Origin of the sequence: uncultured Reyranella sp. (assembly GCF_945957355.1) — a bacterium.
Taxonomy (GTDB): Bacteria; Pseudomonadota; Alphaproteobacteria; order Reyranellales; family Reyranellaceae; genus Reyranella.
Map to the genome: position 1 here is coordinate 164841 of NZ_CAMFKM010000010.1, position 24397 is coordinate 189237.

19 protein-coding genes are annotated in these 24397 nt (G+C 68.0%); 11 read left to right on the forward strand and 8 right to left on the reverse strand.

What is annotated here, in order from left to right; genetic code table 11:
- Positions 1 to 26: 26 nt before the first annotated feature.
- Both Q0Q48_RS17640 and gltB read right to left on the reverse strand, forming a co-directional pair.
- Entirely contained in the window at positions 27 to 1478 is a 1452-nt protein-coding gene (locus Q0Q48_RS17640; RefSeq protein ID WP_295140208.1) for a glutamate synthase subunit beta, read from the reverse strand.
- 65 nt (positions 1479 to 1543) lie between these two features.
- Entirely contained in the window at positions 1544 to 6184 is a 4641-nt protein-coding gene (gltB, locus tag Q0Q48_RS17645; protein WP_295140210.1) for a glutamate synthase large subunit, read from the reverse strand.
- 263 nt (positions 6185 to 6447) lie between these two features.
- Between gltB and Q0Q48_RS17650 the strand changes: the two genes are divergently transcribed.
- Complete coding sequence (locus Q0Q48_RS17650; protein ID WP_295140213.1) at positions 6448 to 6744, forward strand: hypothetical protein; 297 nt, start codon at positions 6448 to 6450, stop codon at positions 6742 to 6744.
- Between the two features lie 9 nt (positions 6745 to 6753).
- Here the strand turns inward: Q0Q48_RS17650 and putA are convergent, their stop codons facing one another.
- Together putA and Q0Q48_RS17660 are read right to left on the reverse strand one after the other, a co-directional pair.
- Complete coding sequence (gene putA, locus Q0Q48_RS17655; RefSeq protein WP_295140215.1) at positions 6754 to 10173, reverse strand: bifunctional proline dehydrogenase/L-glutamate gamma-semialdehyde dehydrogenase PutA; 3420 nt, start codon at positions 10171 to 10173, stop codon at positions 6754 to 6756.
- A 7-nt stretch (positions 10174 to 10180) separates the two neighbouring features.
- A complete protein-coding gene (locus tag Q0Q48_RS17660; protein WP_295140217.1) occupies positions 10181 to 10585 on the reverse strand; it encodes a VOC family protein in 405 nt (134 codons plus the stop codon).
- Between the two features lie 82 nt (positions 10586 to 10667).
- On the opposite strand from Q0Q48_RS17660, the gene hrpB reads away from it, so the two are divergent.
- Entirely contained in the window at positions 10668 to 13136 is a 2469-nt protein-coding gene (gene hrpB / locus Q0Q48_RS17665; protein ID WP_295140220.1) for an ATP-dependent helicase HrpB, read from the forward strand.
- On the opposite strand, the gene Q0Q48_RS17670 is transcribed toward hrpB, so the two are convergent.
- Positions 13133 to 13366, reverse strand: a complete 234-nt coding sequence (locus Q0Q48_RS17670; protein WP_295140222.1) for a DUF2798 domain-containing protein — start codon at positions 13364 to 13366, stop codon at positions 13133 to 13135. The two genes, hrpB and Q0Q48_RS17670, sit on opposite strands and share 4 nt — an antisense overlap.
- 63 nt (positions 13367 to 13429) lie before the next feature.
- On the opposite strand from Q0Q48_RS17670, the gene Q0Q48_RS17675 reads away from it, so the two are divergent.
- The 8 genes from Q0Q48_RS17675 (at position 13430) to Q0Q48_RS17710 (ending at position 21018) form a co-directional block, all read left to right on the forward strand.
- Positions 13430 to 14887, forward strand: a complete 1458-nt coding sequence (locus Q0Q48_RS17675) for an amidase (RefSeq protein WP_295140223.1) — start codon at positions 13430 to 13432, stop codon at positions 14885 to 14887.
- A gap of 14 nt (positions 14888 to 14901) precedes the next feature.
- On the forward strand, positions 14902 to 15429 hold the full coding sequence (locus Q0Q48_RS17680) for an adenine phosphoribosyltransferase (protein ID WP_295140225.1): 528 nt from the start codon (positions 14902 to 14904) through the stop codon (positions 15427 to 15429).
- 176 nt (positions 15430 to 15605) lie between these two features.
- Complete coding sequence (locus tag Q0Q48_RS17685; protein ID WP_295140227.1) at positions 15606 to 16697, forward strand: M14 family metallopeptidase; 1092 nt, start codon at positions 15606 to 15608, stop codon at positions 16695 to 16697.
- Positions 16694 to 18508, forward strand: coding sequence for a patatin-like phospholipase family protein (locus Q0Q48_RS17690; RefSeq protein ID WP_295140230.1), 1815 nt, complete (start codon positions 16694 to 16696; stop codon positions 18506 to 18508). The genes Q0Q48_RS17685 and Q0Q48_RS17690 overlap by 4 nt, the downstream gene beginning before the upstream one ends.
- Before the next feature lie 68 nt (positions 18509 to 18576).
- Positions 18577 to 18957: a metalloregulator ArsR/SmtB family transcription factor gene (locus Q0Q48_RS17695; protein WP_295140233.1), complete on the forward strand. Its 381-nt coding sequence runs from the start codon at positions 18577 to 18579 to the stop codon at positions 18955 to 18957.
- On the forward strand, positions 18938 to 19411 hold the full coding sequence (locus Q0Q48_RS17700; protein ID WP_295140236.1) for an SRPBCC domain-containing protein: 474 nt from the start codon (positions 18938 to 18940) through the stop codon (positions 19409 to 19411). The genes Q0Q48_RS17695 and Q0Q48_RS17700 overlap by 20 nt, the downstream gene beginning before the upstream one ends.
- A gap of 28 nt (positions 19412 to 19439) precedes the next feature.
- Positions 19440 to 19808: a nuclear transport factor 2 family protein gene (locus tag Q0Q48_RS17705; RefSeq protein WP_295140238.1), complete on the forward strand. Its 369-nt coding sequence runs from the start codon at positions 19440 to 19442 to the stop codon at positions 19806 to 19808.
- A gap of 13 nt (positions 19809 to 19821) precedes the next feature.
- Entirely contained in the window at positions 19822 to 21018 is a 1197-nt protein-coding gene (locus Q0Q48_RS17710) for an MFS transporter (RefSeq protein WP_295140240.1), read from the forward strand.
- Here Q0Q48_RS17710 and Q0Q48_RS17715 read toward each other — a convergent pair.
- A complete protein-coding gene (locus Q0Q48_RS17715) occupies positions 21015 to 21425 on the reverse strand; it encodes a DUF2000 domain-containing protein (RefSeq protein ID WP_295140242.1) in 411 nt (136 codons plus the stop codon). The two genes, Q0Q48_RS17710 and Q0Q48_RS17715, sit on opposite strands and share 4 nt — an antisense overlap.
- 47 nt (positions 21426 to 21472) lie before the next feature.
- On the opposite strand from Q0Q48_RS17715, the gene Q0Q48_RS17720 reads away from it, so the two are divergent.
- Positions 21473 to 22276: an AraC family transcriptional regulator gene (locus Q0Q48_RS17720; RefSeq protein WP_295140245.1), complete on the forward strand. Its 804-nt coding sequence runs from the start codon at positions 21473 to 21475 to the stop codon at positions 22274 to 22276.
- Here Q0Q48_RS17720 and Q0Q48_RS17725 read toward each other — a convergent pair.
- Positions 22273 to 23487, reverse strand: coding sequence for an NAD(P)/FAD-dependent oxidoreductase (locus Q0Q48_RS17725; protein WP_295140247.1), 1215 nt, complete (start codon positions 23485 to 23487; stop codon positions 22273 to 22275). The genes Q0Q48_RS17720 and Q0Q48_RS17725 overlap by 4 nt on opposite strands.
- A gap of 83 nt (positions 23488 to 23570) precedes the next feature.
- On the reverse strand, positions 23571 to 24395 hold the full coding sequence (locus Q0Q48_RS17730) for an SDR family NAD(P)-dependent oxidoreductase (protein WP_295140250.1): 825 nt from the start codon (positions 24393 to 24395) through the stop codon (positions 23571 to 23573).
- Between the last annotated feature and the right edge of the window lie 2 nt (positions 24396 to 24397).

Genomic DNA, 24397 nt, shown 5'->3' on the forward strand with positions numbered 1-24397 from the left:
CAAGCGAACCACAACAGTTCCGCGGATCAACGCGGCAGGGTGGAAGATCCCATCAAGCTTTCGTCAATCGAGCGGGCACACTGGCGACCCTCGCGGATCGCCCAGACGACCAGTGACTGGCCGCGACGCATGTCGCCGGCGGCAAACAGCCTCGGCACCGAAGTCTGGTAGTCCTTCATATTGGCCGCGACGTTGCCGCGCGGATCGAGCGCGACGCCCGCCTGCTCCACCAAGCCGGGTCGGCGGGGCCCGAGGAATCCCATGGCCAGCAGCACCAGGTCGGCCCGAAGCTCGAAGGTGCTGCCCGCGACCTCCTGCATGCCCATGCGCCCGTCGGCGCCTTTGACCCATTCGACGCGCACGCACTCCAGCGCCTCGACCTTGCCATTGCTGCCAAGCGCCCGCTTGGTCAGCACCGCGAAATCGCGCGCCGCACCTTCCTCGTGGCTCGACGAGGTGCGCAGCTTGAGCGGCCAGTCCGGCCAGGTCAGCGCCTTGTTCTCGCGCACCGGCGGCTGCGGCATGACCTCGAGCTGCGTTACCGAGGCCGCCCCATGGCGGTTCGAGGTGCCCACGCAATCGGAGCCGGTATCGCCGCCGCCGATCACGATGACGTGCTTGCCCTTGGCGGTGAGCGTGCCCCGCGGCGCGGCGCGCGCCTCGTCGTCGCCGGCATTGCGCTTGTTCTGCTGGGTCAGGAAATCCATCGCGAAATGGATGCCGTTCAGCTCGCGGCCCGGGACTTCGAGATCGCGCGGCAGCTCGGCGCCACCGGTCAGCGCGACCGCGTCATAGCCTTCGAGCAGCGACTTGATCGACAGGGTGGCACCGACCTCGACGCCAGTCCGGAACTCGACGCCCTCGGCCTCCATCTGGCGCATGCGCCGGTCGATATGGTGCTTCTCCATCTTGAAGTCGGGAATGCCGTAGCGCAGCAGACCGCCGATCCGGTCGGCCTTCTCGAACACGGTCACCGAATGGCCGGCCCGCGCGAGCTGCTGGGCGCAGGCGAGACCCGACGGCCCCGAGCCCACGACGGCGACGCGCTTGCCCGTTTTCTGGACGGGCACGAGCGGCTGGATCCAGCCCTCCTGCCAACCGCGATCGACGATCGCACATTCGATCGACTTGATGGTCACCGGGTTGTCGTCGATGTTCAGCGTGCACGAGGCCTCGCAGGGCGCGGGGCAGATGCGGCCGGTGAACTCGGGAAAGTTGTTGGTCGAGTGCAGGACTTCGAGCGCGTCCTTCCAGCGGTCGCGGCGCACCAGCTCGTTGAACTGCGGGATGATGTTGTTGACCGGGCAGCCGTTGTGACAATACGGGATGCCGCAATCCATGCAGCGCGCGCCCTGCCGCGACACCTCGGCCGGTGGCATCGGCAGGACGAACTCCTTGTAGTTCTTCAGGCGCTGCTCGACCGGTTCGTAGGACCGGTCCTTGCGCTCGATCTCGAGGAAGCCCGTGGCTAGGCCCATGTCAGTAACTCCAGCTCAAAACCTTTGCAGATGATCGCGAGGGCTCGGGATGACGGCGAGGGCCGTCATTCCGCCGCGACGGCCTTCGCCGCCGCCCGCTCGCGCGCGCGCAGGAGGGCCTGCTTGTAGTCGCGCGGCATGACCTTCACGAAGCTCTGCAGCGCGTTGTCCCAATCCTCCAGCAGCGCACGTGCCTGCGCGCTGCCCGTATGGAGATGATGGCGCTCGACCAGGATGCGCAGGCGTTCGGCGTCGAAGCGCAACACATCGCCCATGCCGTTGTCCTCGACGTCGGTCGCGCGCTGGCGCGGCCGGCCGGTCTCGTCGCCATCGGTCGAGGCCGGGCCGACCTTCTCCAGATCGACCATCGAGGGATTGCAGAGTTCCTTGAAGCGGCCCCTGGGGTCGTAGACGTAGGCGATGCCGCCGGACATGCCGGCCGCGAAGTTGCGCCCGGTATCGCCCAGCACGACCACGACGCCGCCGGTCATGTACTCGCAACCATGGTCGCCCGTGCCCTCGACGACGCAGACCGCGCCCGAGTTGCGGACGGCGAAGCGCTCGCCGGCCACGCCCTCGAAGTAGGCCTCGCCGCCGATGGCGCCGTAGAGCACGGTGTTGCCGACGATGATATTCTTCAGCGGATCGCGCGCGCAGTCCTTCGGTTGGCGCACGACGACACGGCCGCCCGACAGGCCCTTGCCGACATAGTCGTTGGCGTCGCCCGACAGTTCGAGCGACACGCCGCGCGCCAGGAAGGCGCCGAAGCTCTGGCCGGCCGTGCCGGTGAGGCGCACGGAGATCGTGTCCTCGGGCAGTCCGGCATGGCCGGTGCGCCGCGCCACCTCGCCCGACAGCATGGCGCCGACGGTGCGGTTCACGTTGGTGACCGGCAGGTCGATCTGCACCGGCTCGCCCTTCTCGAGCGCCGGCTGTGCCGCCTCGATGAGCTTGTGGTCCAGCGCCTTGTCGAGGCCGTGGTCCTGGCGTTCGACATTCCAGATCGCCACGCCCTCGCGCGCCGGTGCCTGGTGCAGGAGCTTGGAGAGGTCGACGCCGCCGGCCTTCCAGTGGTCGATCGCCTTGCGCATGTCGAGCCGGTCGACCCGGCCGATCATCTCGTTCAGCGTCCGGAAGCCCAGGCGCGCCATGATCTCGCGCAGTTCCTCGGCGACGAAGAAGAAGTAGTTGATCACGTGCTCGGGCTGGCCGGTGAAGCGCTTGCGCAGCACCGGATCCTGCGTCGCCACGCCCACCGGACAGGTGTTGAGGTGGCACTTGCGCATCATGATGCAGCCCGCCGCGATCAGCGGCGCGGTGGCGAAGCCGAATTCGTCGGCGCCCAGCAGCGCGCCGATGGCGACGTCGCGTCCGGTGCGCAGGCCGCCATCGACCTGCACGGCGATGCGGCCGCGCAGCCCGTTCAGCACCAGCGTCTGCTGCGTCTCGGCAAGGCCGATCTCCCACGGCGAGCCGGCATGGGTGAGCGAGGTCAGCGGCGAGGCGCCGGTCCCGCCCTCGTAGCCCGAGATCGTCACATGGTCGGCGCGCGCCTTGCTGACGCCGGCGGCGACCGTGCCGACGCCGACCTCGGAGACCAGTTTCACGGAGACACGCGCCTTCGTGTTCACGTTCTTCAGGTCATGGATGAGCTGCGCCAGATCCTCGATCGAATAGATGTCGTGATGCGGCGGCGGTGAGATCAGGCCCACACCGGCCGTCGAGCGGCGCACGCGGGCGATGTTCTCGTCGACCTTGTGGCCGGGCAGCTGGCCGCCCTCGCCGGGCTTGGCGCCCTGCGCCATCTTGATCTGGATGTCGTCGGCATTGACCAGGTATTCGGCCGTCACGCCGAACCGGCCCGACGCGACCTGCTTGATCGCCGACCGCATCGAATCGCCGTTGGCCAGCGGCTTGAAGCGGTCCGCCTCCTCGCCGCCCTCGCCGGTGTTCGACTTGCCGCCGATCCGGTTCATGGCGATGGCGAGCGTGGTGTGCGCCTCGCGGCTGATGGAGCCGAAGCTCATCGCGCCGGTCGCGAAGCGCCTCACGATGCTCGCGGCGGGTTCGACCTCCTCGACCGGGATCGGCTTGTCGGCCCACTTGAGCTGCATCAGGCCGCGAATGGTGAGCAGCCGCTCGCTCTGCTCGTTGATCGAGGTCGCGAAGGCCTTGTAGTCGTCCGACGAGTTGCCGCGCACCGCGTGCTGCAGGCGCGACACGCTCTCGGGCGTCCAGGCATGCTCCTCGCCGCGCAGGCGGAAGGCATAGTCGCCGCCGACATCGAGCATGGTGCGGTATACTGGATTGTCGCCATAGGCGTTGCGATGACGGCGCACCGTCTCCTCGGCGATCTCCTGCCAGCCCGCGCCCTCGATCGTGGTTGCGGTGCCAGTGAAGTACTTCTCGACGAAGCCCGAATGCAGGCCGACCGCGTCGAAGATCTGCGCGCCGCAATAGGACTGGTAGGTCGAGATGCCCATCTTGGACATGACCTTGAGCAGGCCCTTGCCGATCGCCTTGATGAAGTTCTTCTGGACCTCGTAGGGCTTCAGCGGCAGGCCGTTCTGGACGCGCAGCGTCTCCAACGTCTCGAAGGCGAGATAGGGATTCACCGCCTCGGCGCCGTAACCCGCAAGGCAGCAGAAGTGATGGACTTCGCGCGCCTCGCCGGTCTCGACGACGAGGCCGGTCTGGGTGCGAAGGCCGCGCCGGATCAGGCTGTGGTGCACGGCGGCGGTGGCCAGCAGCGCCGGGATCGGCACCCTCTCGGCCGACACTGCGCGATCCGACAGGATCAGGATGTTGCGGTCGGCCAGGACATGGTCGGTCGCCTCGGCACAGACCCGGTCCAGCGCCTCCTCGAGCCCGGCCGCGCCTTCGGAGGCGAGCCAGGTCGTGTCGATCGTGGCGGTGCGGAACGAACCGTCGAGCAGGTCCTCGATCGAACGGATCTTCTCCAACTCGGCATTGGTCAGCACCGGCTGCGCCACTTCGAGGCGCTTGTGCATGCCGGCGTGGCGGCCGAGCAGGTTCGGACGCGGGCCGATCATCGAGACCAGTGACATCACCAGCTCCTCGCGGATCGGGTCGATCGGCGGGTTGGTGACCTGCGCGAAGTTCTGCTTGAAGTAGTTGTAGAGAAGCTTCGGCTTCTTCGAGAGCACGGCGATGGGCGTGTCGGTGCCCATGGAACCGATCGGATCGTCGGCCACGCTGGCCATCGGCTCGAGGAAGAACTGGATGTCCTCCTGCGTGTAGCCGAAGGCCTGCTGGCGATCGAGCAGGGTCGAGGGGTCGTTCGACGCCACCGGCGAGGGCGCATCGGGGATCTCCGACAGCTCCTCGAGCTTGTGCTGCGTCTCCTTCAGCCACTCCTCGTAGGGCTCGGCCTCGGCCAGGCTGCGCTTCAGCTCCTCGTCCTCGACGATGCGGCCCTGCTCCAGGTCGATCAGCAGCATCTTGCCGGGCTGCAGGCGCCACTTGCGGACGATCTGCTCGTCGGGAATCGGCAGGACGCCGGACTCCGACGACATCACCACGAGATCGTCCTCGGTGATCAGGAAGCGTGCCGGCCGCAACCCGTTGCGGTCGAGGGTGGCGCCGATCTGGCGGCCGTCGGTGAAGGCGATCGAGGCCGGGCCGTCCCACGGCTCCATCAGCGCCGCGTGATACTCGTAGAAGGCCTTGCGGCTGCCATCCATCAGCGGATTGCCGGCCCAGGCCTCCGGAATCAACATCATCATGGCGTGGCTGAGCGAATAGCCGCCGGCCACCAGCAGTTCGAGCGCATTGTCGAGGCAGGCCGTGTCCGACTGGCCGTGCGGGATGATCGGCCACATCTTGTCGAGATCTGCGCCGATCAGGTCGGATTCCATGGTGCGCCGGCGGGCGTACATCCAGTTGACGTTGCCGCGCACCGTGTTGATCTCGCCGTTATGGGCGATGAAGCGATACGGATGCGCCAGCTTCCACGACGGGAACGTGTTCGTGGAGAATCTCTGATGAACGAGGCAAAGCGCTGATTCGCAAAGAGGATTTCTCAAATCCTCATAGAAGCTCTCAACCTGGTGCGCGAGCAGCAGGCCCTTGTAGACCACGGTGCGCGACGAGAAGGACGGCATGTAGAGCTGCGACAGGCCCGGCAGCTTGTGCTTCTTCTCAAGGTCGGCCAGCGGGTTCTGCGTCTGCTTGCGGATCGCCAGAACCTTGCGCTCGAAGGCGTCCTGATCGGCGAGCTTCGCCCCCCGCCCGACGATCGCCATGCGGATGACCGGCATGGAGTCGATGACGGCCTTGCCGAGACCCGTGAGGTCGGTCGGCACGTCGCGCCACCCCACCAGCTTCTGCTTTTCAACCTTAACAAAGTGCTCGAAGCGCTTGATTGCAAACGCTCTTGCCTTCTCATCAGGTGGCAAAAAACACATCGCCACGGCGTAATGGCCGGGCTCCGGCAGATCGACGCCTTCCTTGCGCGCCCAGTCGCGCAGCAGCGCGTCCGGGATCTGGATCATCGCGCCCGCGCCGTCGCCCATCAGCGGATCGGCGCCGACGGCGCCGCGATGGTCGAGATTGACCAGGATCTGGAGACCCTGGCGCACGATGGCGTGCGTTTTCCGGCCCTTGATGTCGGCCACGAAGCCGACGCCGCAGGAATCGTGTTCGTTGCGTGGGTCGTACAGTCCCTGCTTCTCAGGCAATGCCATAATTCTACCCTGCTGGCGCGCTAGCTGGTCCAGCATCCCCCCGGATGCGTTCGCTTATCCAAGCATTATTAGCCCGGGCGCCCATCCGAACGAAAGCCCTCGTTGCATCGCGAGAGCCGGGCTGAGAAAGCGGCGCTACCGGCTTGGATTCGACGGGAGATTGCCGGCGACCGCCGGCGATGCATTGAAGAGGTCGCGCCCATGGCCTAACTTGCCGGCCGGACAGGGGCGGCGTTCATTGCCCCGGGGGAGAGACTGAGCTGATGCCGGAACGTTCGATCGGTCGCAGGACGACCCTGCTCGTGGCTCCCCTGCTGGCCGCTGCCCTGGCCACGACCCTGGGGGCCTGCAACGGCCCGGGCGCCACCCAGGCCTGGACCGGTCCCGGCTGGTACCTCGAAAAGTCCTACATCATCGTCGGCGGCGGTCCCAAGGTGTTCGGCGGCCCCTTCACCTACGAGAAGTGCGAGGAAGAACGCATCAAGATGGGACCGATCACCTCGCCGGAAATGCTCTGCGTGAACCATCCCGGCAAGCCGAAGCAATACGGCGGTTACTAGCCTCGACCTCTAGCCGACCGCCATCAGGCTGGCATTGCCGCCGGCAGCGGCGGTGTTGACGCTGAGCGACACCTCGTCGAACAGGAGCTCGCGCGGATAGGGCGCGACATGGACCGGCACGATTCGGCCCGGCCGGTCCGCGATGCGGCGGGTAAGCGTCACCAGCTCCTCCGAGCTGCCAGCAAAAAGAACGGCGGCGATGTCCTCGGATTCGCTCGCGGCGACACGATTGCCCGTGGCTTGCACGAGCGCTTGCTGTGCCTTCAACTCCGCCCCATCGCTCGCAACGCAGAGGATCGTGCCGCGCGGCCGCAGCGCGTAGCTGTTGCGCTCGCCGACCGGTCCGGCGCGTTCGCCCTGGCTCACGTCGATCGAGGGTCGGCGCGACAGGAGGCGATGAACATAGAGCGGCCCGCCCGCCTTCGGGCCCGTGCCCGACAGGCCATGGCCGCCGAACGGCTGAACACCGACGACGGCGCCGATCATGTTGCGGTTGACGTACTGGTTGCCGGCCGCACTCGCCGCCGTCGCCCGGTCGATCGTCTCGTCGATGCGGCTTTGGACGCCGAAGGTCAGGCCGAATCCGGTCGCGTTCACCGCGCGGATGATCTTCTCCATGTCATCGCGCGCGTAGCGCAGGAAATGCAGCACCGGGCCGAACACTTCGCCCGGCAGGTCAGAAACCGCGCCGATCTCGATCAAGGTCGGCGGCACGAAAGTGCCCTGCACCGCTTCGGCCGGAAGTGGCGCCTGATGGATACGATGGCCGGCCGCTCGCATGCGGTCGACATGATCGAGCAGGCGCTTCCGCGCCTCCGTCGAGATGACGGGCCCGACATCGACCGGGAGCCGATCCGGATTGCCGATGCCCAGCTCCGCCATCGCGCCCTGCAGCAGGGGCACGACCCTGTCGGCGATGTCGTCCTGGAGGCAGAGGACGCGCAACGCCGAGCAACGCTGGCCGGCCGAATCGAAGGCCGAGGACAGTACGTCGATCACCAGCTGTTCGGGCAGCGCCGAGGAATCCGCCACCATCGCGTTCTGGCCGCCGGTCTCGGCGATCAACGGCACCGGCTTCCCGTCGGCGCCGAGACGGCGCGCCAGGGTGCGGTTGATCGATTGCGCGGCCTCGGTCGAGCCGGTGAAGACGACGCCGGCGACCCTCGCGTTCGCGACCAGCCGCTTGCCGACCTCGCCGTCGCCCGGCAGCAACTGCAGCGCCGTGGCCGGCACGCCGGCTTCGCGCAGGATCGCCACGGCAAGGGAAGCGATCAACGGCGTCTCTTCGGCCGGCTTGGCGATGACGGCATTGCCCGCCGCCAGCGCGCCGGCGACCTGGCCCGTGAAGATCGAGAGCGGGAAGTTCCACGGGCTGATGCAGGCGACGACACCCAGCGGCCGGTGCGTCTCGTTGTCGAATCCTGCGATGTTGCCCGCGTAGTAGCGCAGGAAATCGACCGCCTCGCGCACCTCGCCCACGGCATTGCCCAGCGTCTTGCCGGCCTCGCGCATGATCGGCCCCAACAGCTTTTCCAGGCGAGCTTCCATCAGGTCGGCCGCCCGGCGCAGGATCGCGGCCCGATCGGCGGGCGCCGCCGACCAGGGCTCGGCCGTGGCGCAAGCCTCATCGACCAGCTCGGGCGTGGCGTCGACGACAGTGCCGATGAGATCACCCTTGTCCGCAGGGTTCCGCACCTCGCGTTCTGTACCGTCGCGCGGGCCATCGGCCAGCACCGGCATCGCGCGCAACGGCGTCGACGCACTCCCGGTCAGTTCGTGCGCCAGCACGGCGAGCACGTCCTCGCTGACCAGATCGAGGCCCCGAGAATTGGCGCGCTGCGGCCCGAACAGGTCGCGCGGCAACAGGATCATCGGATGCGGCGCACCGACCGGCGTGAGGGCGCGGGCGCGCTCGACCGGATCGGCCAGTAAACTGCTGGTCGTCACGTCGGGATCGGCGACCTGGTTCACGAAGGAGGTGTTGGCGCCGTTCTCGAGCAGACGGCGCACCAGATAGGCGAGCAGGGTCTCGTGCGTGCCGACGGGTGCATAGATGCGGCACGGCCGGTTGAGCTTGTCGCGCCCGACGACTTCCTCGTAGAGCGGCTCGCCCATGCCATGCAGGCACTGGAACTCATACTGGCCGGCATAGAAATTCTCGCCGGCCATTGCGTGGATCGACGCCAGCGTCAGCGCGTTGTGCGTGGCGAATTGCGGGAACGCCGCATCCGGCGCGGCCAGCAGCTTGCGCGCGCAGGCGAGGTAGGAGACGTCGGTGTGGATCTTGCGCGTGAAGACCGGGAAGTCCTCCAGCCCTTCGACCTGCGCGCGCTTGATCTCGCTATCCCAATAGGCGCCCTTGACCAGCCGGATCATCAGCCGGTGCCGGCTGCGGCGGCCGAGATCGATCAGATGGTCGATCACGAAGGCCGCGCGCTTCTGGTAGGCCTGCACCACGAAGCCGATCCCGTTCCAGCCTTCGAGCGCAGGATCGAAACAGAGCCGCTCCAGCAGGTCGAGCGAGAGTTCGAGCCGGTCAGCCTCCTCCGCGTCGATGTTCACGCCGATGTCGTAGCTGCGAGCGAGCATGGCGAGGTCGCGCAGGCGCGGATAGAGTTCGGCGTGGACGCGCTCGGCCTGCGAGCGGCTGTAGCGCGGATGCAGCGCCGAGAGTTTCAGCGAGATGCCGGGGCCCTCGTAGATGCCGCGGCCGGCGGACGCCTTGCCGATGGCATGGATCGCGCGTTCGTAGGCCAGGCGGTAGTGCTCGGCCTGACCGGCGGTGATCGCGGCCTCGCCCAGCATGTCGTAGGAATAGCGGAAGCCCTCGGCCTCGAGGCGCCGGCCGTTGCCCAACGCCTCCTCGATCGTCTGGCCGGAAACGAACTGCTCGCCCATCAGACGCATGGCGATATTCACGCCGCCGCGGATCAAGGGCTCGCCACCCTTCGCGACCAGCCGCGTGAGCGCCGCCGACAAGGTGTTCTCGCTGCTGGTCGCGGTCAGCCGGCCGGTCAGCATCAAGCCCCAGGTCGCGGCATTGACGAACAGCGACGGGCTTTGCCCGAGATGCGCGCGCCAGTCGCCGCCACCGATCTTGTCGCGGATCAGCGCGTCGCGGGTTTCGTCGTCGGGAATGCGCAGCAGTGCCTCGGCGAGGCACATCAGCGCCACGCCCTCCTGGCTCGACAATGCATATTCGTGGATCAGCCCTTCGACGCCGCCCGACGGCACCTTGGCCCGCAGCGCTTCGACCAGCCGCACGGCCAGCGCACGCGCCCTGGCCGTCGCCGCGGGCGTCAGGGTCGCGAGATCGAGCAGAGGCGGCACGCAGTCGGGCTCGGGCCGGCGACAGGCCGCCGTGATTGATGCACGCAGCGGCGGCTGCAGTCTCAGCGAACGGACGAAGGTTTCAAACGGTGCCGTCATCTTCGGCCTACTTGTACGAAGACACCTCGATCAGGTTGCCGTCGGGATCGCGGCAATAGACCGAGACGATCGTTCCCATCGCGCCCATCTTCTCGCCCGGTCCCTCTTCGATCGCCACGCCACAGCTCCGGAAATGGTCGGCCACCGCCTGGGGCGTCGACTGCGTGAGAAAGCAGAGATCGTCGCTGCCCGGCGCCACCGTCCTGCCCGTGAACCATTGCTCCTGTGTGGCGGTCATGGGCCGGAGGTTGATCTTCTGGCGGCCGAAATGCATCGACATGACGCGATGGCCGGGTCGTGGCTCGGTGACCTTGCGCACCATGCCAAGCACCCTCTCGTACCAGGCGGCGGCGACCTCGATGTCGCGTACGTTGATGACGATATGATCCAGGGCCTCGACGACAATAGCCATTGCATGACCTCGAGCGTAAGAACGCCAGAGTGAACCCGCCCCCTCCTCCCGTCCATCCGCCTGCGCCGTGACAAAGGGATCGGTGGAGCCGCTTCCCGTCGACGAGGCGCTGCCGCGTCTCAAGGCCGCGCTGGTGGGCGGCACTGCCGCCGTGCTGGTGGCTCCGCCGGGTGCCGGCAAAACGACGCGCGTGCCGCTGGCGCTGCTCGATGCGCCGTGGCTCGGCGGGCGCAAGATTATCATGCAGGAGCCGCGACGGCTGGCCGCGCGCGCCGCCGCGCGTCGCATGGCCGCGAGCCTGGGCGAGTCGGTCGGCGAGACCGTGGGCTATCGCGTGCGCTTCGATGCCAAAGTCGGACCGAAGACCCGCATCGAGGTTGTCACCGACGGCCTCTTCCTGCGCCTGCTGCAGGATGACCCGTCGCTCGAGTCCGTGGGCTGCGTGATCTTCGACGAGCTGCACGAGCGCGGCCTCGAAACCGACCTGTCCTTTGCCCTGGTGTGCGAAGCGCAGGCCGCGTTGCGCGAGGATCTGCGCGTGGTGGCGATGTCGGCGACCCTCGATTCCGGCCCGGTGTCGGCGCGGCTGGGCGGCGCGCCGGTGATCGAAAGTGCGGGCCGCATGTTCCCGGTCGATACGCGCTATCTCGATCGCGAGCCGGCCGGTCGCGTAGAGGATAATGTAGCCGCGGCCGTGCGTCGTGCGATCGCGGAGGAAAGCGGCAGCGTGCTCGTCTTCCTGCCGGGCGTCGGCGAGATCCGCCGGGTCGAGGAGCGGCTGCAGGGCATCGGCGCCGACGTCGACGTGGCGCCGCTCTTTGGCGACCTGTCGCCTGCCGACCAGGACCGCGCCATCGCGCCCTCGCCGCCGGGCCGGCGCAAGGTCGTGCTGGCGACGTCGATCGCCGAGACCAGCCTCACCATCGAAGGCGTGCGCATCGTGATCGACAGCGGCCAGATGCGGGTGCCGAAATTCTCGCCGCGCTCGGGCATGACGCGGCTCGAAACCGTGCGCGTCAGCCAGGCCTCGGCCGACCAACGGCGCGGCCGCGCCGGCCGTCTCGAACCCGGTATCTGCTATCGCCTGTGGCCGGAGCAGGCGCAGCGCGGGCTGTTGCCCTTCACGCCGCCCGAGATCCTCGACGCCGACCTGGCGCCGCTGGCGCTGGAGCTGGCGGCCTGGGGCACCGGCGATGCCGCGAGCTTGCCGTGGCTGACGCCGCCGCCCGCCGCCTCGCTCGCGACGGCGCGCACGCTGCTGGCCGATCTCGGCGCGATCGATGCCGCGGGCGCGATCACGGCGCATGGCCGCGCCATGGTGCGGCTCGGCCAGCATCCGCGCATCGCCCATCTTGTCCTGAAAGGTCGCGAGTTGGGACAGGGCAAGGTCGCCGCCCTGCTCGCCGCCATCCTGGGCGAGCGCGATTTTCTGCGCCTGCCACCCGGCCAGCGCGACGCCGATCTCCGGCACCGGGTCGACATCGCGCTGAGCGGCCGGCGCGACGGTACTTTGCGGCTGATTCAGGAGGCAGCACGTCGCCTGATGCCACGCAACGGGGGCGAGGAACGACCCGACATCGCCATGACGGGTGCGCTGCTGGCGCTCTCCTACCCCGACCGGGTCGGCCGCCGCCGCCCCGGCACGGCCGGCCGCTATCTCCTGTCGGGCGGCCGTGGTGCGGCCTTGCCCGAAGGCGATCCGATGGCAAACGAGGAATTCCTGGTCGTGGCCGATCTCGATGGCTCGGCGCAGGTATCGCGCATCTTCCTTGCCGCGCCGATCACGGCCGCGGAGATCGAGGAACTCTACGCCGACCGCATCGTCGACGAGCAGCTCGTGCAATGGAGCGCGCGCGACGGCGCAGTGCTGGCGCGACGGCGGCGCCGGCTGGGCGCGCTCGCGCTGGAGGACAAGCCGCTCAGTCAGCCCGATCCGGAGAAGGTGCGGGCCGCCATGCTCGACGGCGTGCGCCAACTCGGGCTCGGCGCCCTGCCCTGGAGCGACGACCTCGTGCGCTGGCGCGAGCGCATCGGCTTCCTGCGCCGCCATGCCGGCGAGGACTGGCCCGATCTTTCGGACGCGGCCCTGCTGGCGTCATTGGCGGAGTGGCTTGGCCCCCATCTCGAAGGTGTGTCGCGCCGGGATCATCTCACGCGCATCGATCTTGGTTCGGCACTGAAAGCGCTGGTGCCGTGGGAGAAACAGCGCGAGGTCGAGCGGCTGGTGCCGACGCATGTCGAGGTGCCGAGCGGATCGCGGGTGGCGATCGACTATGCCAACCCGGACGAGCCGACACTGTCGGTACGCCTGCAGGAGATGTTCGGCCTCACGGAGACGCCGCGCGTCGCCGGCGGCAAGGTGCCGCTCACCATCCACCTGCTGTCGCCCGCGCGCCGGCCGGTGCAGGTGACGCGCGACCTCGCGAGCTTCTGGGCCAATGGCTACAAGGCCGTGAAATCCGAACTCAAGGGTCGCTATCCGCGCCACTACTGGCCGGACGATCCGTTGGTCGCCGAACCCACCGCGCGCGCCCGGCCCAGACCGCGTTAGCGGACCTCGATCAGCAGAGACAGCAGGCGGCGCATCAGCGGCATCAGGAACAGCATCGTCGGGAAGGCGACCATCCAGGAGGCCATCCACGATTCCATCCAGCGCGCGGTCATGCCGGGCTCCAGACCCATCGCCCGGAAGGTGGCGATCCCGGAGACGATGAAGGTCATGACGAAGGTCAGCGCCAGGGGCATGGCGATGTGCATCGTACGGGCGGGGAGTTTCTTCACGGCGGGCCGGACAATATGGTACGGGCTTGGATCTCGTCCATCCCCGTTGCGGAACCCTCCCCCATGTCCCTCGCCCTCCCGTTCCAGACCGCCAAGCAGCTCGCCGCTGCGGTCCGGAAGAAGAAGATCGGCTGCCTCGAACTGCTCGACCTCTACCTGAAGCGCGTCGAGGCCTATAATCCCGAGCTCAACGCCATCATCGCGACCGACATCGAAGGCGCCCGCAAGCGAGCCAAGGCCGCGGACCGCGCGGTCAGGGCCGGCAAGAAGCTCGGACCGCTGCACGGCGTGCCAATGACCATCAAGGAATCCTTCGACGTCGCGGGCTTCCCCACCACCTGGGGCGATCCCGCCTTCAAGGACACGGTCGCGACACAGAATTCGCTGGTCACACAGCGCATGATGGATGCCGGCGTCACTCTGTTCGGCAAGACCAACGTGCCGCTGAACCTCGCCGACTGGCAGAGCTACAACGAAGTCTACGGCTCGACCAACAATCCCTGGGATCTCGGCCGCACGCCGGGCGGCTCCTCGGGCGGGTCGGCTGCGGCACTGGCCGCCGGCCTCACCGGCATCGAAGCCGGCAGCGACATCGGCGCCTCGATCCGCAACCCCGCCCATTACTGCGGCGTGTGGGGTCACAAGCCGACCTGGGGCGTGGTCTCGCCCAAGGGCCATGCCCTGGCGGGCGCCGTGGCCTATGGCGACATCGGCGTGGTGGGTCCGCTGGCGCGCGGCGCGGAGGATCTCGAGATCGCGCTCAGCGCGATGGCCGGCCCCGATGCGGTCGACGGCCGCGGCTGGACGCTCACCTTGCCGCGCTCGAAGAAGACGAAGCTGCGCGACTTCAAGGTCGCGGTGCTGCTGACCGACCCGAACGCAGAAGTCGACGATTCGGTGCAGGAGCAGATCTCGAAGCTCGCCGCGTTCCTGGCCAAGAACAAGGTCAAGGTGAGCGACAAGGCGCGGCCGGAGATCGACACGGTCGAGCTGAACGACGTCTATATCCGGCTGCTGCGAGCGGCGACCTCGGGCCGCATGAGCGACGCCGTCTACGAGCAGGCGATCAAGGACGCCGCGAGCCTGCCGGCCGACGACATGAGCTACTTCGCCCAGATGCAGCGCGGCAATTCGCTGCCCCATCGCACCTGGCTGCAGCTGAACGAGAAGCGCCACAGGATGCGGCTCGCCTGGGATGCCTTCTTCCAGGACTACGACCTGATGCTCTGCCCCGTTGCCGTGACCGCGGCCTTCCCGCACGACCAGGCGGGATTGCGCCACAAGCGCACGATCGTCGTGAACAACAAGCAGGTGCCGGTGGTCGACCAGATCTTCTGGGCCGGCTACTCGGGCGTCACCTGGCTGCCTTCGACGGTCGCCCCGATCGGCCAGAGCAAGGAAGGCCTGCCGATCGGTGTGCAGATCATCGGCCGCCAGTACGGCGACTACGAGTGCATCCAGTTCGCCAAGCTGCTGGAGAAGGAATATCGCGGCTTCGTGCCGCCGCCGGCCTATAGCTGAGTTCAGGAGACAGAATGTCCAAGGATATCGACCTCAAGAAGCACATTCGCTCGATTCCCGACTTCCCCAAGCCGGGCATCCTCTTCTACGACATCTCGACGCTGCTGGCGCATCCCAAGGCCTGGCACACCGCCATCGAACGGCTCGCCGACCTGATCCGGCCGCACAAGCCCGACGTTCTGGCGGGAATCGAATCGCGTGGCTTCCTGCTGGCCGCCCCGCTCGCCCTGGCATTGGGTACCGGCTTCGTGATGATGCGCAAGCAGGGCAAGCTGCCCGGCACGACGGTGCGCCACACCTATTCGCTGGAATACGGCACCGACACGATCGAGATCCAGCAGGACGCGGTGCACAAGGGCGCCCGCGTCGTCCTCGTCGACGACCTGCTGGCGACCGGCGGCACAATGGCCGCCGCGGTGAACCTGCTCGAAACAGTCGGCGCCGTCGTACCCGCGACCGCGGTCATCATCGAGCTCACCTTCCTCGAAGGCCGCAAGAAGCTCGCGCCGCGGGTCGAAACGCTGCTGCAGTACGACAGTTAGAGTTTCGAACTCTTCCCCTTTGCGGATTCCGCAAAGGGGAAGTGTCCTTGTCTTGCGAGTGCGATGGGGTCATGCCCCCTCCGCCCCTCCGGGGCACCTCCCCATCTGAATGGGGAGGAAGGCCACGCTTTCCGCCTCGTCGCCAAACCGGCTACGATGACGGCCGGAGGAAATGCATGTTCTCAGTGTCCGGGTGCTTCTCTGAAACCTATGCCGAGGCGCGCGCCAAGTTCTGCGCCGCCGCCGCCGAAGCCGGTGGCGCGCTGCGGTCCTGGCTGAACCCGAAGGCGCACGGCCCCAACGGCGAGAGACTGTTCCTCGACACGGCGCGCTTCGGGGCGGACGATGCCCAGAACATGCTGGTGCTGATCGCCGGCACGCACGGTGTCGAGGGTCATTGCGGCTCGGGTGCCGAGATCGCGTGGATGCGCTCGGGCGGTCCGGCGAAGCTTCCGAAGGATACCGGCGCGCTCCTGATCCATGCGCTCAACCCCTATGGCTTCGCATGGACGCGCCGCGTCACCGAGGACAATGTCGATCTCAACCGCAACTTCGTCGACCACGACAAGGGCTATCCGAAGAACGACGGCTATCTCGAGATCGCGAATGCCGTCCTGCCGGTCGAATGGAACGAGGCGAGCGCCGCCGAGACCGAACGCGTGTTCGGCGCCTTCGCGCAGAAGCACGGCGCCTTCGGCCTGCAGAGCGCGATCAGCGGCGGCCAGTACACGCACCCCGATGGGATCTTCTTCGGCGGCACTGCGCCCAGCTGGAGCAACCGCACGGTCCGCGCCGTCGCCCGCGAGGAGCTGTCGCGGGCGAAACGTGTCGGCATCATCGATTTCCATACCGGCCTCGGCCCGTTCGGCCATGGCGAGCTGATCTGCGCGGTGTCGCCCGGCGCCAAGTCGTTCGCCCGCGCCAAGGCCTGGTACGGTGACGAGATGACCTCCCCGGAAGGCGGCACCTCCACCTCGGCGGTCGTGGTCGGAGTCATGACCGACGCCTTCCCGCAGGAGCTGCCCGATGCCGAGGTTACGCCGGTCGCGCTGGAATACGGCACCTACACCGTACCGGAAGTGCTGAACGCGGTGCGCGCCGACAACTGGCTGCATCATCGTGGCGAACCCGGCTCGCCGCTGGGTCGCACGCTGAAAGCCGACATGAAGGAGCGCTTCTTCCCCGCCGGCGACAAATGGCGCGAGATGGTGTGGACGCGCGCCGACCAGACGATCGGCTGGGCGCTGAAGGGAATGACCGGGGGATGAGTCTCGCCGTGCCGAGCGAGGATACCGCCCGGCTGCGGCTGCAGAAGGTGTTGCAGCAGACTCCGCTGTTCGCCGACCTCGCTCCCGAAGTCCTGGCAGCCGTCGAACACCAGTTGACGCTCCTGGTGCTGCCCGGGGGCGCGCCGCTGTTCCGCCAAGGCGAACCCGCCGACGCCGTCTATGTCGTGACGAGCGGCTCGCTCGGGGTCTTTCGTCATCACGAAGCGGGCGACGCCCGCGAGCCTGTGCTGATCGCCGAGATCCCGCCGGGCAATCTGGTCGGCGAGATGTCGCTCCTGTCCCAGGGCAAGCGCACGCGCAGCGTCGCGGCGCTGCGCGACAGCGAGGTCTGGCGGCTGCCCCAAAGCAGCTTCCACGCCCTCACCTCCAACCATCCCCAGGTCCTGCCGGCGCTGATGCGCAGCGTCGTGGCGCGCAACGCGCAGGACGCCGGGGGCGCGCGCCGCCAGCCGCGCACTTTCGCGCTGCTGCCGAGCGGCCCCGACGTTCCCTCGGCGCGATTCGCAGTGATGCTGGCCAACGCCCTCGGCCGCATCGGCACCCAGGTGCAGATGCTGGGATCGGAATCGCTCGACCAGGAGCCCGAATGGTTCGCGCGCTGCGAGATGGAATCGTCGTTCGTCCTCTACCGAGCCGATCCGACCCTGACGCCATGGACCGAGCTCTGCCTGCGCCAGGCCGATTGCCTGGTGGTAATGCGCAACGCCGACAACGACGCGCCGACCAGGGTGCCCTTCGAGATCGAGACGGCGCAGAGCGGCGCGGTGTTCCACCGGCGCCGCGAGCTGGTGCTGCTGCATGAAGGTCACGATCCGAGGGCGGGCTCCACCGCGCCGCTCCTGGCGGGCGGGCTCTACGGCAACCACCATCACGTGCGCCTCGACGTCCATGCCGACATCGACCGGCTGGCCCGCACCCTGACCGGCCATGCGGTGGGGGTCGTCATGGCGGGCGGCGGCGCGCGCGCCTTCACGCATATCGGCGTGGTCAAGGCGCTGCGCCAGAGCGGCGTGCCGATCGACCTGGTGGGCGGCACCAGCATGGGTGCGATCGTCGCGGCCGGCGTCGCAGCGCGCTGGAACGACGAGGAACTCGACGCGCGATTCCGCCGCGCCTTCGTCGACAACAATCCCCTCAGCGACTACACGGTGCCGCTGATCTCCCTCTTTGCCGGCCGCCGCGTCACGCGCCTCCTGCGCATGGCCTTCGGCGAGAGGGACATCGAGGACCTGATCCTCCCCTACTACTGCATGACCGCGAATCTCACGACGTCCAAGGCCGACATCCATACGGTCGGGCGTCTCTGGCGGTGGCTGCGCGCGTCGGTGTCGATTCCCGGGGTGATGCCGCCCTTCAACGAGGCGGGCGAAGTGCATGTCGACGGCGGCGTCATCGACAATTTTCCCGTGCGCGCGATGCAACGGCTGGGCCGCGGTGTGACCATCGGCGTCGACATCGACACCGGCGGCGCTCTGTCCGCCGGCGAGGGCGTCATGGAACCCTGGTCGGCCTGGCAGTTCTTCCGGCGCCTCGTGTGGAAGCGCAACGAGACTCTGCCGATCCCATCGATCGTGCGCATCCTGCTGCGCTCGGCGCTGGTCGCCAGCACCTCGCGCGCGGCGGAGGATCGCGCCGCCGCCGAGCTGCTGATCGTGCCGCCGATGACCCACATCGACCTGCTCGACTGGACGAGCTTCGACGCGGCTATCGAACTCGGCTACCGCACGACCCTGGAGGGGCTGGAGAAAGCCCGCACGCTTCCGATCGGAGCCCGGCTCTTCCTGTCGTAGCGGCTTCGCTTGACAGCCGGTGGCTGGCCGCCTTTATTTTACCCTACGGTTAATAATGAAGAACGGCCATGACTCCTGTCAGCGATCGCCTCACCACCACTTTCTCCGCCCTCGCCGATCCGACGCGACGGGCCATCCTGGCGCGCCTGGCCCGGGGTGAGACCTCGGTCGGCGAACTGGCCGAGCCCTTCGACATGTCGCTGCCGGCGATCTCCAAGCATCTCAAGGTGCTGGAGCGCGCCGGGCTCGTCGCGCGGGGGCGCGACGCCCAGCGCCGCCCCTGCCGCCTCGCCGCCGGACCACTGCACGAGGTCTCCGACTGGGTGGCCACCTATCGCCGCTTCTGGGAACAGCGGTTCGACCAGCTGGAAACCTATCTGCACCAGGCCCAGGCGCCTTTGCCCGCGCCCAGGAAGAGGAAACGGACCAATGCCCGCAAGAGCAAGTGAATCGAGCTTCCCGGCGCGCCGAGAATTCACGCTGAACCGCGTGCTGGCGGCGCCGCGCGCGCTCGTCTTCCGCGCCTTCATCGAACCCGAGCGCATGAAGCAATGGTGGGCGCCGCCCGGCTTCCACATCCTGTCCTGCGCCCTCGACCTGCGCGAAGGTGGCGCCTGGCGCATGCGGATCCAGTCGGACGAGACCGGCGCCATACAGACCGAAGTCGGCAGCTATCGCGAGATCTCCGAACCCGAGCGTCTCGTCTTCACCCATGCCTGGGTCCGCCGCGACGGGTCGCTGACGCCGACGACCCTCGTCACCGTGACCTTCGCGGAGCGTGGTGAGGGCACGGAGGTCCGCTTCACCCAATCCGACTTCCATTCGCCCGAGTTCTGCCGGTCGCACGAGGCGGGTTGGAACTCGTCCCTGGAGCAGCTCACCAAGTACGCGCCACGCCTGTGAACGCAGCCGGCAGGACGGAGGAAGCATCGTGACCGACGACAAGGCCCGGCATCTGGCGACCCTGCAGCAACTCAATCACCACTACGTGCGGTCGGTTGCCGAAGCCGACGTGGGATGGTTCGACCGGCATCTGTCGGAGGATTTCCACAATACCAATCCCGACGGCGGGCTGATCGAACGCGCGGCCTTCCTGGTACAGATCGGCCGCGGCTCGGCGGTGAAGGACCTGCGCGAGCATGACGTGAAGATCCGGCTGCTGGGCGACTTCGCCATCATCCACGCCCGAACGAGCTACACGAAGCCCGACGGCAGCCCGGGCGCCGGCTGGTACACCGACGACTGGCAGCTGCGGCCGGAGGGCTGGCGCTGCGTTTCGGCCCACGTCAGCCGCTTGTGAGCGCGAGCCGGCCATGACGACGAATGCGGCAGCGGACACGTCGCCCGCCGCCTGGCGCGTCGTCTTCGCCTGCTTCGTGTCGGCCGTGTTCGCATGGGGCTTCGGCTTCTATGCCCACGGCATCTATCTCGTCGAGCTGCAGCGCGCGCACGGCTGGTCGACCGGCTTCATCTCGTCGGTCGTCACCGCGCACTACGTGCTGGGCGCCTTCCTGTTGCCGCGCATCGCCGAGGCGATCGGCCGCTTCGGGCCGCGCACCGTGTTCCTGGCCGGTCTATCGATCACCACTGCCTCTCTCATGCTGCTGCCGTCGGTCACCGAACCGTGGCAGCTGGTCATGCTCTACATCGTCATGGCGCCGGGCTGGAACGCGACCAGCGTGGCGCCGATCGCCGCGACGGTCGGGCAATGGTTCGACCGCAAGCGCGGCCTCGCCCTCAATCTCGCGCTGAGCGGCGCCACGGTCGCGGGCCTCGTCGTCACGCCCGTCCTGCTCGCGGCCATCCCCACGCTCGGCTTCGCGACGGCGGAGCGGCTGCTGGTCGCCATCGGCATCGTGCTGGCGGCCGGCACCGTCGCGCTTTTCATTCGCCGCGGCCCCCTGTCGCCCAGGCCCACGGCCGTGCGTCCGACGCGGCTCGCGGCGCTACGCCAGTGGCATTTCTGGAGCATCTCCGCCCCCTTCGCCTTCGTGCTGCTGTCCCAGGTGGGCTTCCTCACTCATCTCGTGCCGCTGGTCACCGCCCGCTCGGCCGGCGGCGGTCCGGCGATCGACCCAGCGTTCGCCGTCGGCATCAATGCCGTGATGGCGCTGGTCGGCCGCGTCGTGCTGGGCCTCGTGATCGACCGGCTCCAGCCACGGCCTGCCTCGGCAATCTGCTTTCTGGTCCAGGTCGGGGCCATCGCCGTGCTCGCCTATGCCGAGGCGCCGCTCGCGGTCTATGCCGCCTGTGCGGTCTACGGCTTCTCGGTCGGCAACAACATCACCCTGTCGCCGATGATCGTGCAGCGCGAATACACGCCCGACCAGTTTCCCGCGATCGTCGCCCTCTCGACCGCCGTCGTGCAGACCCTCTATGCCTTCGGTCCGGGCCTGCTCGGCGTCCTGCGCGACGCATCGGGTGGCTACGGCGTGCCGCTGGCAGCCTGCATGGGCCTCAACCTCGCGGCCGCCGCTCTCATCCTGATGCGTGTGCGGCGCCCGGCCTAAGCCAGGAACTTCAACCCGTTGACCACCTTGTCGATGGTCTTGCGCGGGCCATGCACGCCGATTCCGACGAAATTCATCGCATCGACCGGTGCCGCCGCCACGGCGGCACGGTTGTCGACATCGTTGGTCGTGGTGAACATCGGCTCGATATAGATCGCAGGCACGAGCTCACGCGACAGGGTCCTCTGATGGGTGCGCTGAAGCTCCTCCAGCGTCGCGCCATAGACGAACATCGGCTCGCGGATCAGCGCGGTGTAGGCCCGCCCGCCCGCGTCGCGATAGGGTTCTCCCAACAGATGGGCATGGGTGCCGGCGAGGCCGCCCGCGAGGAATGCGGAGACGTTGGCCATCTGCCAGGCGGCCAGATCCTTGCGCAGGACGAGTGCGGTCTTGGTTTCGTAGATCATGCCGCCGATATGGGGCATGCTGTTCCCATCGTCTTGAACATTCGTGCATGACCTTCGACCGGATCCACCTCGACCGACCGACGTCGGGCCTGCAGCGCCTCGAAGGGTGCTTCGGCGGCCATGCCTACGATCTGCACCGGCACGAAACCTATGGCGTCGGCCTCACCCTCTACGGCGTGCAGCAGTTCCACTATCGCGGCTGCCTGCGGGCGAGCCGCGCGCGGCAGGTGCTGGTCCTGCATCCCGACGAGGCGCATGACGGCCATGCCGGCGAAGGCGGCGCCTTCGCCTATCGCATGCTCTATCTCGATCCCGCTTCGGTCTCCCAGGCCCTCGATGGCGCCAGCCCGCCCCATGTCGTGGAGGCCGTCGCATACGATCCAGCAATCGCGAAGGTCATCGAGGAGGCCTTCGTCGATTTTCCGCAGCCGCTGGAACCGCTGGCGATCGATGCCACAATCGGCCGGATCGCCGACCTGCTCGCGCGGCGCAGCGACGGCGGCCCGCGCCGTGGACGCGGTCGCGTCGCCCTTCGCGCGGTGCGGCTGGCCCGCGATTTCCTGCTGGCCGAATCCCATCGTGTCGTGGGCTCCGATGAGCTGGAGGGCGTCAGTGGACTCGACCGCTTCACGCTCGCCCGCCATTTCCGGTCGGCCTTCGGCACTTCGCCGCATCGCTACCAGGTCGGCCGGCGCCTGATGTGCGCCCAGGCCCTGATCGCCGAGGGCAGTCCCCTGTCCGACGCTGCCGCCGCCGCGGGGTTCGCCGACCAGAGCCATCTCACGCGGCATTTCTCCGCCCGCTTCGGCGTCACGCCAGGCCGCTGGGCCGCCCTGTCGCGACGAAGCTAGAGTGGATAGCGGCCGTCGGAATCGAGCGATTCGACCGACAGCCAGCCCCGGCGCAGACCCGCCAGCACGCCCGTCAACATCGGCCGCACGACCGGCGTCTGGCAGGCCTGGCGAAGCAGAAGGTCGCGCAGGATGGCGAGAGGCACGCTGTCCGACTGGAAGAACGGCGTCAGCAGATGACTGGCGGATTGGTAGAAACGGTTCGACGGCCCGCGCCGGCGCGAGAAAAGTTCCAGCGCCTGGGCGACATCGGCCGCCCCGGCCAGGCAGCGCGCCAGGGCATGGGCATCGAGCAGGCCGAGATTGGCGCCCTGCCCCAGCTGCGGACTGGTGCCGTGGGCCGCATCGCCCAGCAACACGACGGGCCCATTATACCAGCGCGGCAGCGACACGTGCCGATAGGTCGCGCGCGAAAACTCGCCTGCAGCGACCGCACGCTCGATGATCGACGCTGCTTCCGGCCACAGAATCAGCGCCTCCTGCCGGAGACTTTCCAGGTCGAGCGGCCGATCGGGCGCGAGATCGGGCGTCCGCAGGCTCCAGAACATGGTGACCGCGTCCGGCGCCACCGGGAGGATACCCATCATCGTCGTCGTGTCGGCGAAGCGCTGGCGAAGCAGTCTGACGGCACCGGACGCCAGGGGGTCGGGGACGGTCGCCCAGATGCAGCCCCATGGATAGAGCGGCGCCCGGGCCCGAGGAAACACGCGTTCCCTCAGCGTCGAATGTGAACCATCTGCCACCACCAGCAGGTCGAACGGACCGTGCCGGCGGGCCTTCCGGTCGAGCGCGACCGCACGGGCGCCCTCGCGCTCGACGTCGACGATCTCCACGCCGGAAACCAGGCGGGCGCCTCCCGTGAGAAGGCGGCGATGCAGCAGATCGAACAGGACCGACCGGCGGATGCCGAGGCCGAAGGCGGCAGGATGCAGGTCGTCATAGGCCAGATCAAGGATCCGGATTCCCCACTGGTTTTCGCCGACCAGCCCGTCGATCCGGGCACCTGCCGTCAGGGCGCCCCGCTCCAGGCCAAGCGCCCGCAGGACCGACAGACCCGTGGGCTGCAGCAGAAGGCCGGCTCCCACGGGGTGCGGCTGCTCGAACCGTTCCAGAACGGTGACGCGATGCCCGGCATCGGCGAGGAAACTCGCAGCGGCCTGCCCCGCAACGCCGCAGCCTACAATTCCGATATCGAGAGACCCCAACGCCATCCCACCATTCTAGCCCGGGAAGCGTATACAACGAAAAAGGGTGGCCAACAGGCCACCCTTCGGTCGATTTTGCCAGTTGGACGTCAGAGGCCGCCGTTCACGACCAGGCACTGGCCGCTGACGTAATCGCTGTCCGGGCTGCAGAACAGGTAGACCGAGCCGGCCGCTTCTTCGGGCAGGCCGCCGCGGCCGAGCGGGATCATCTGGTTCAGTGCGGCGAGACGGCCGCCCTGGACGCCGATCTTCACGGTGCGGCCCTGGACCTCGATCTCGCCGGACTCGCCCTGGGCCAGCGGCTTGGTGAGGCGCGTCTGGATGTAGCCGAAGGCGACCGCGTTGACCGTGACGTCGTAGCGGCCGAACTCCTTGGCCAGCGTCTTGGTCAGGCCAATAATGCCCGCCTTGCCCGCCGAGTAGTTGGACTGGCCGGCATTGCCGTTGACGCCCGAAGTCGAGGAGATGTTGACGACCTTGCGCACGATGCGCTTGCCCTCGGCGCGCTCCTTCTCGACGGCATCCTTGAAGTGCAGCTGGAAGGCGCGGAGGATGCGGAACGGCGCGGTCAGGTGGACGTCGAGGATGGCGTACCACTGCTCGTCGCTCATCTTCTGGATGACCGAGTCCCAGGTGTACCCGGCATTGTTCACCACGACATGGCAGTCGCCGAACGCGTCGACGGCCGTCTTCACGATGCGGTCGCCGAAATCCGGCTTGGCGACGTCGCCGTTGCAGGCCACCGCCCTGCCGCCCATCTTGATGATCTCGGCGACGGTTTCCTCGGCCGGCGCGTCGTCGATGTCGTTGATCACGACGCTGGCGCCGTCGCGCACCAGGCGCAGCGCGATCTCCTTGCCGATGCCACGTCCCGAACCGGTGACGATCGCCACCTTGCCGTCCATCTGACCCATGT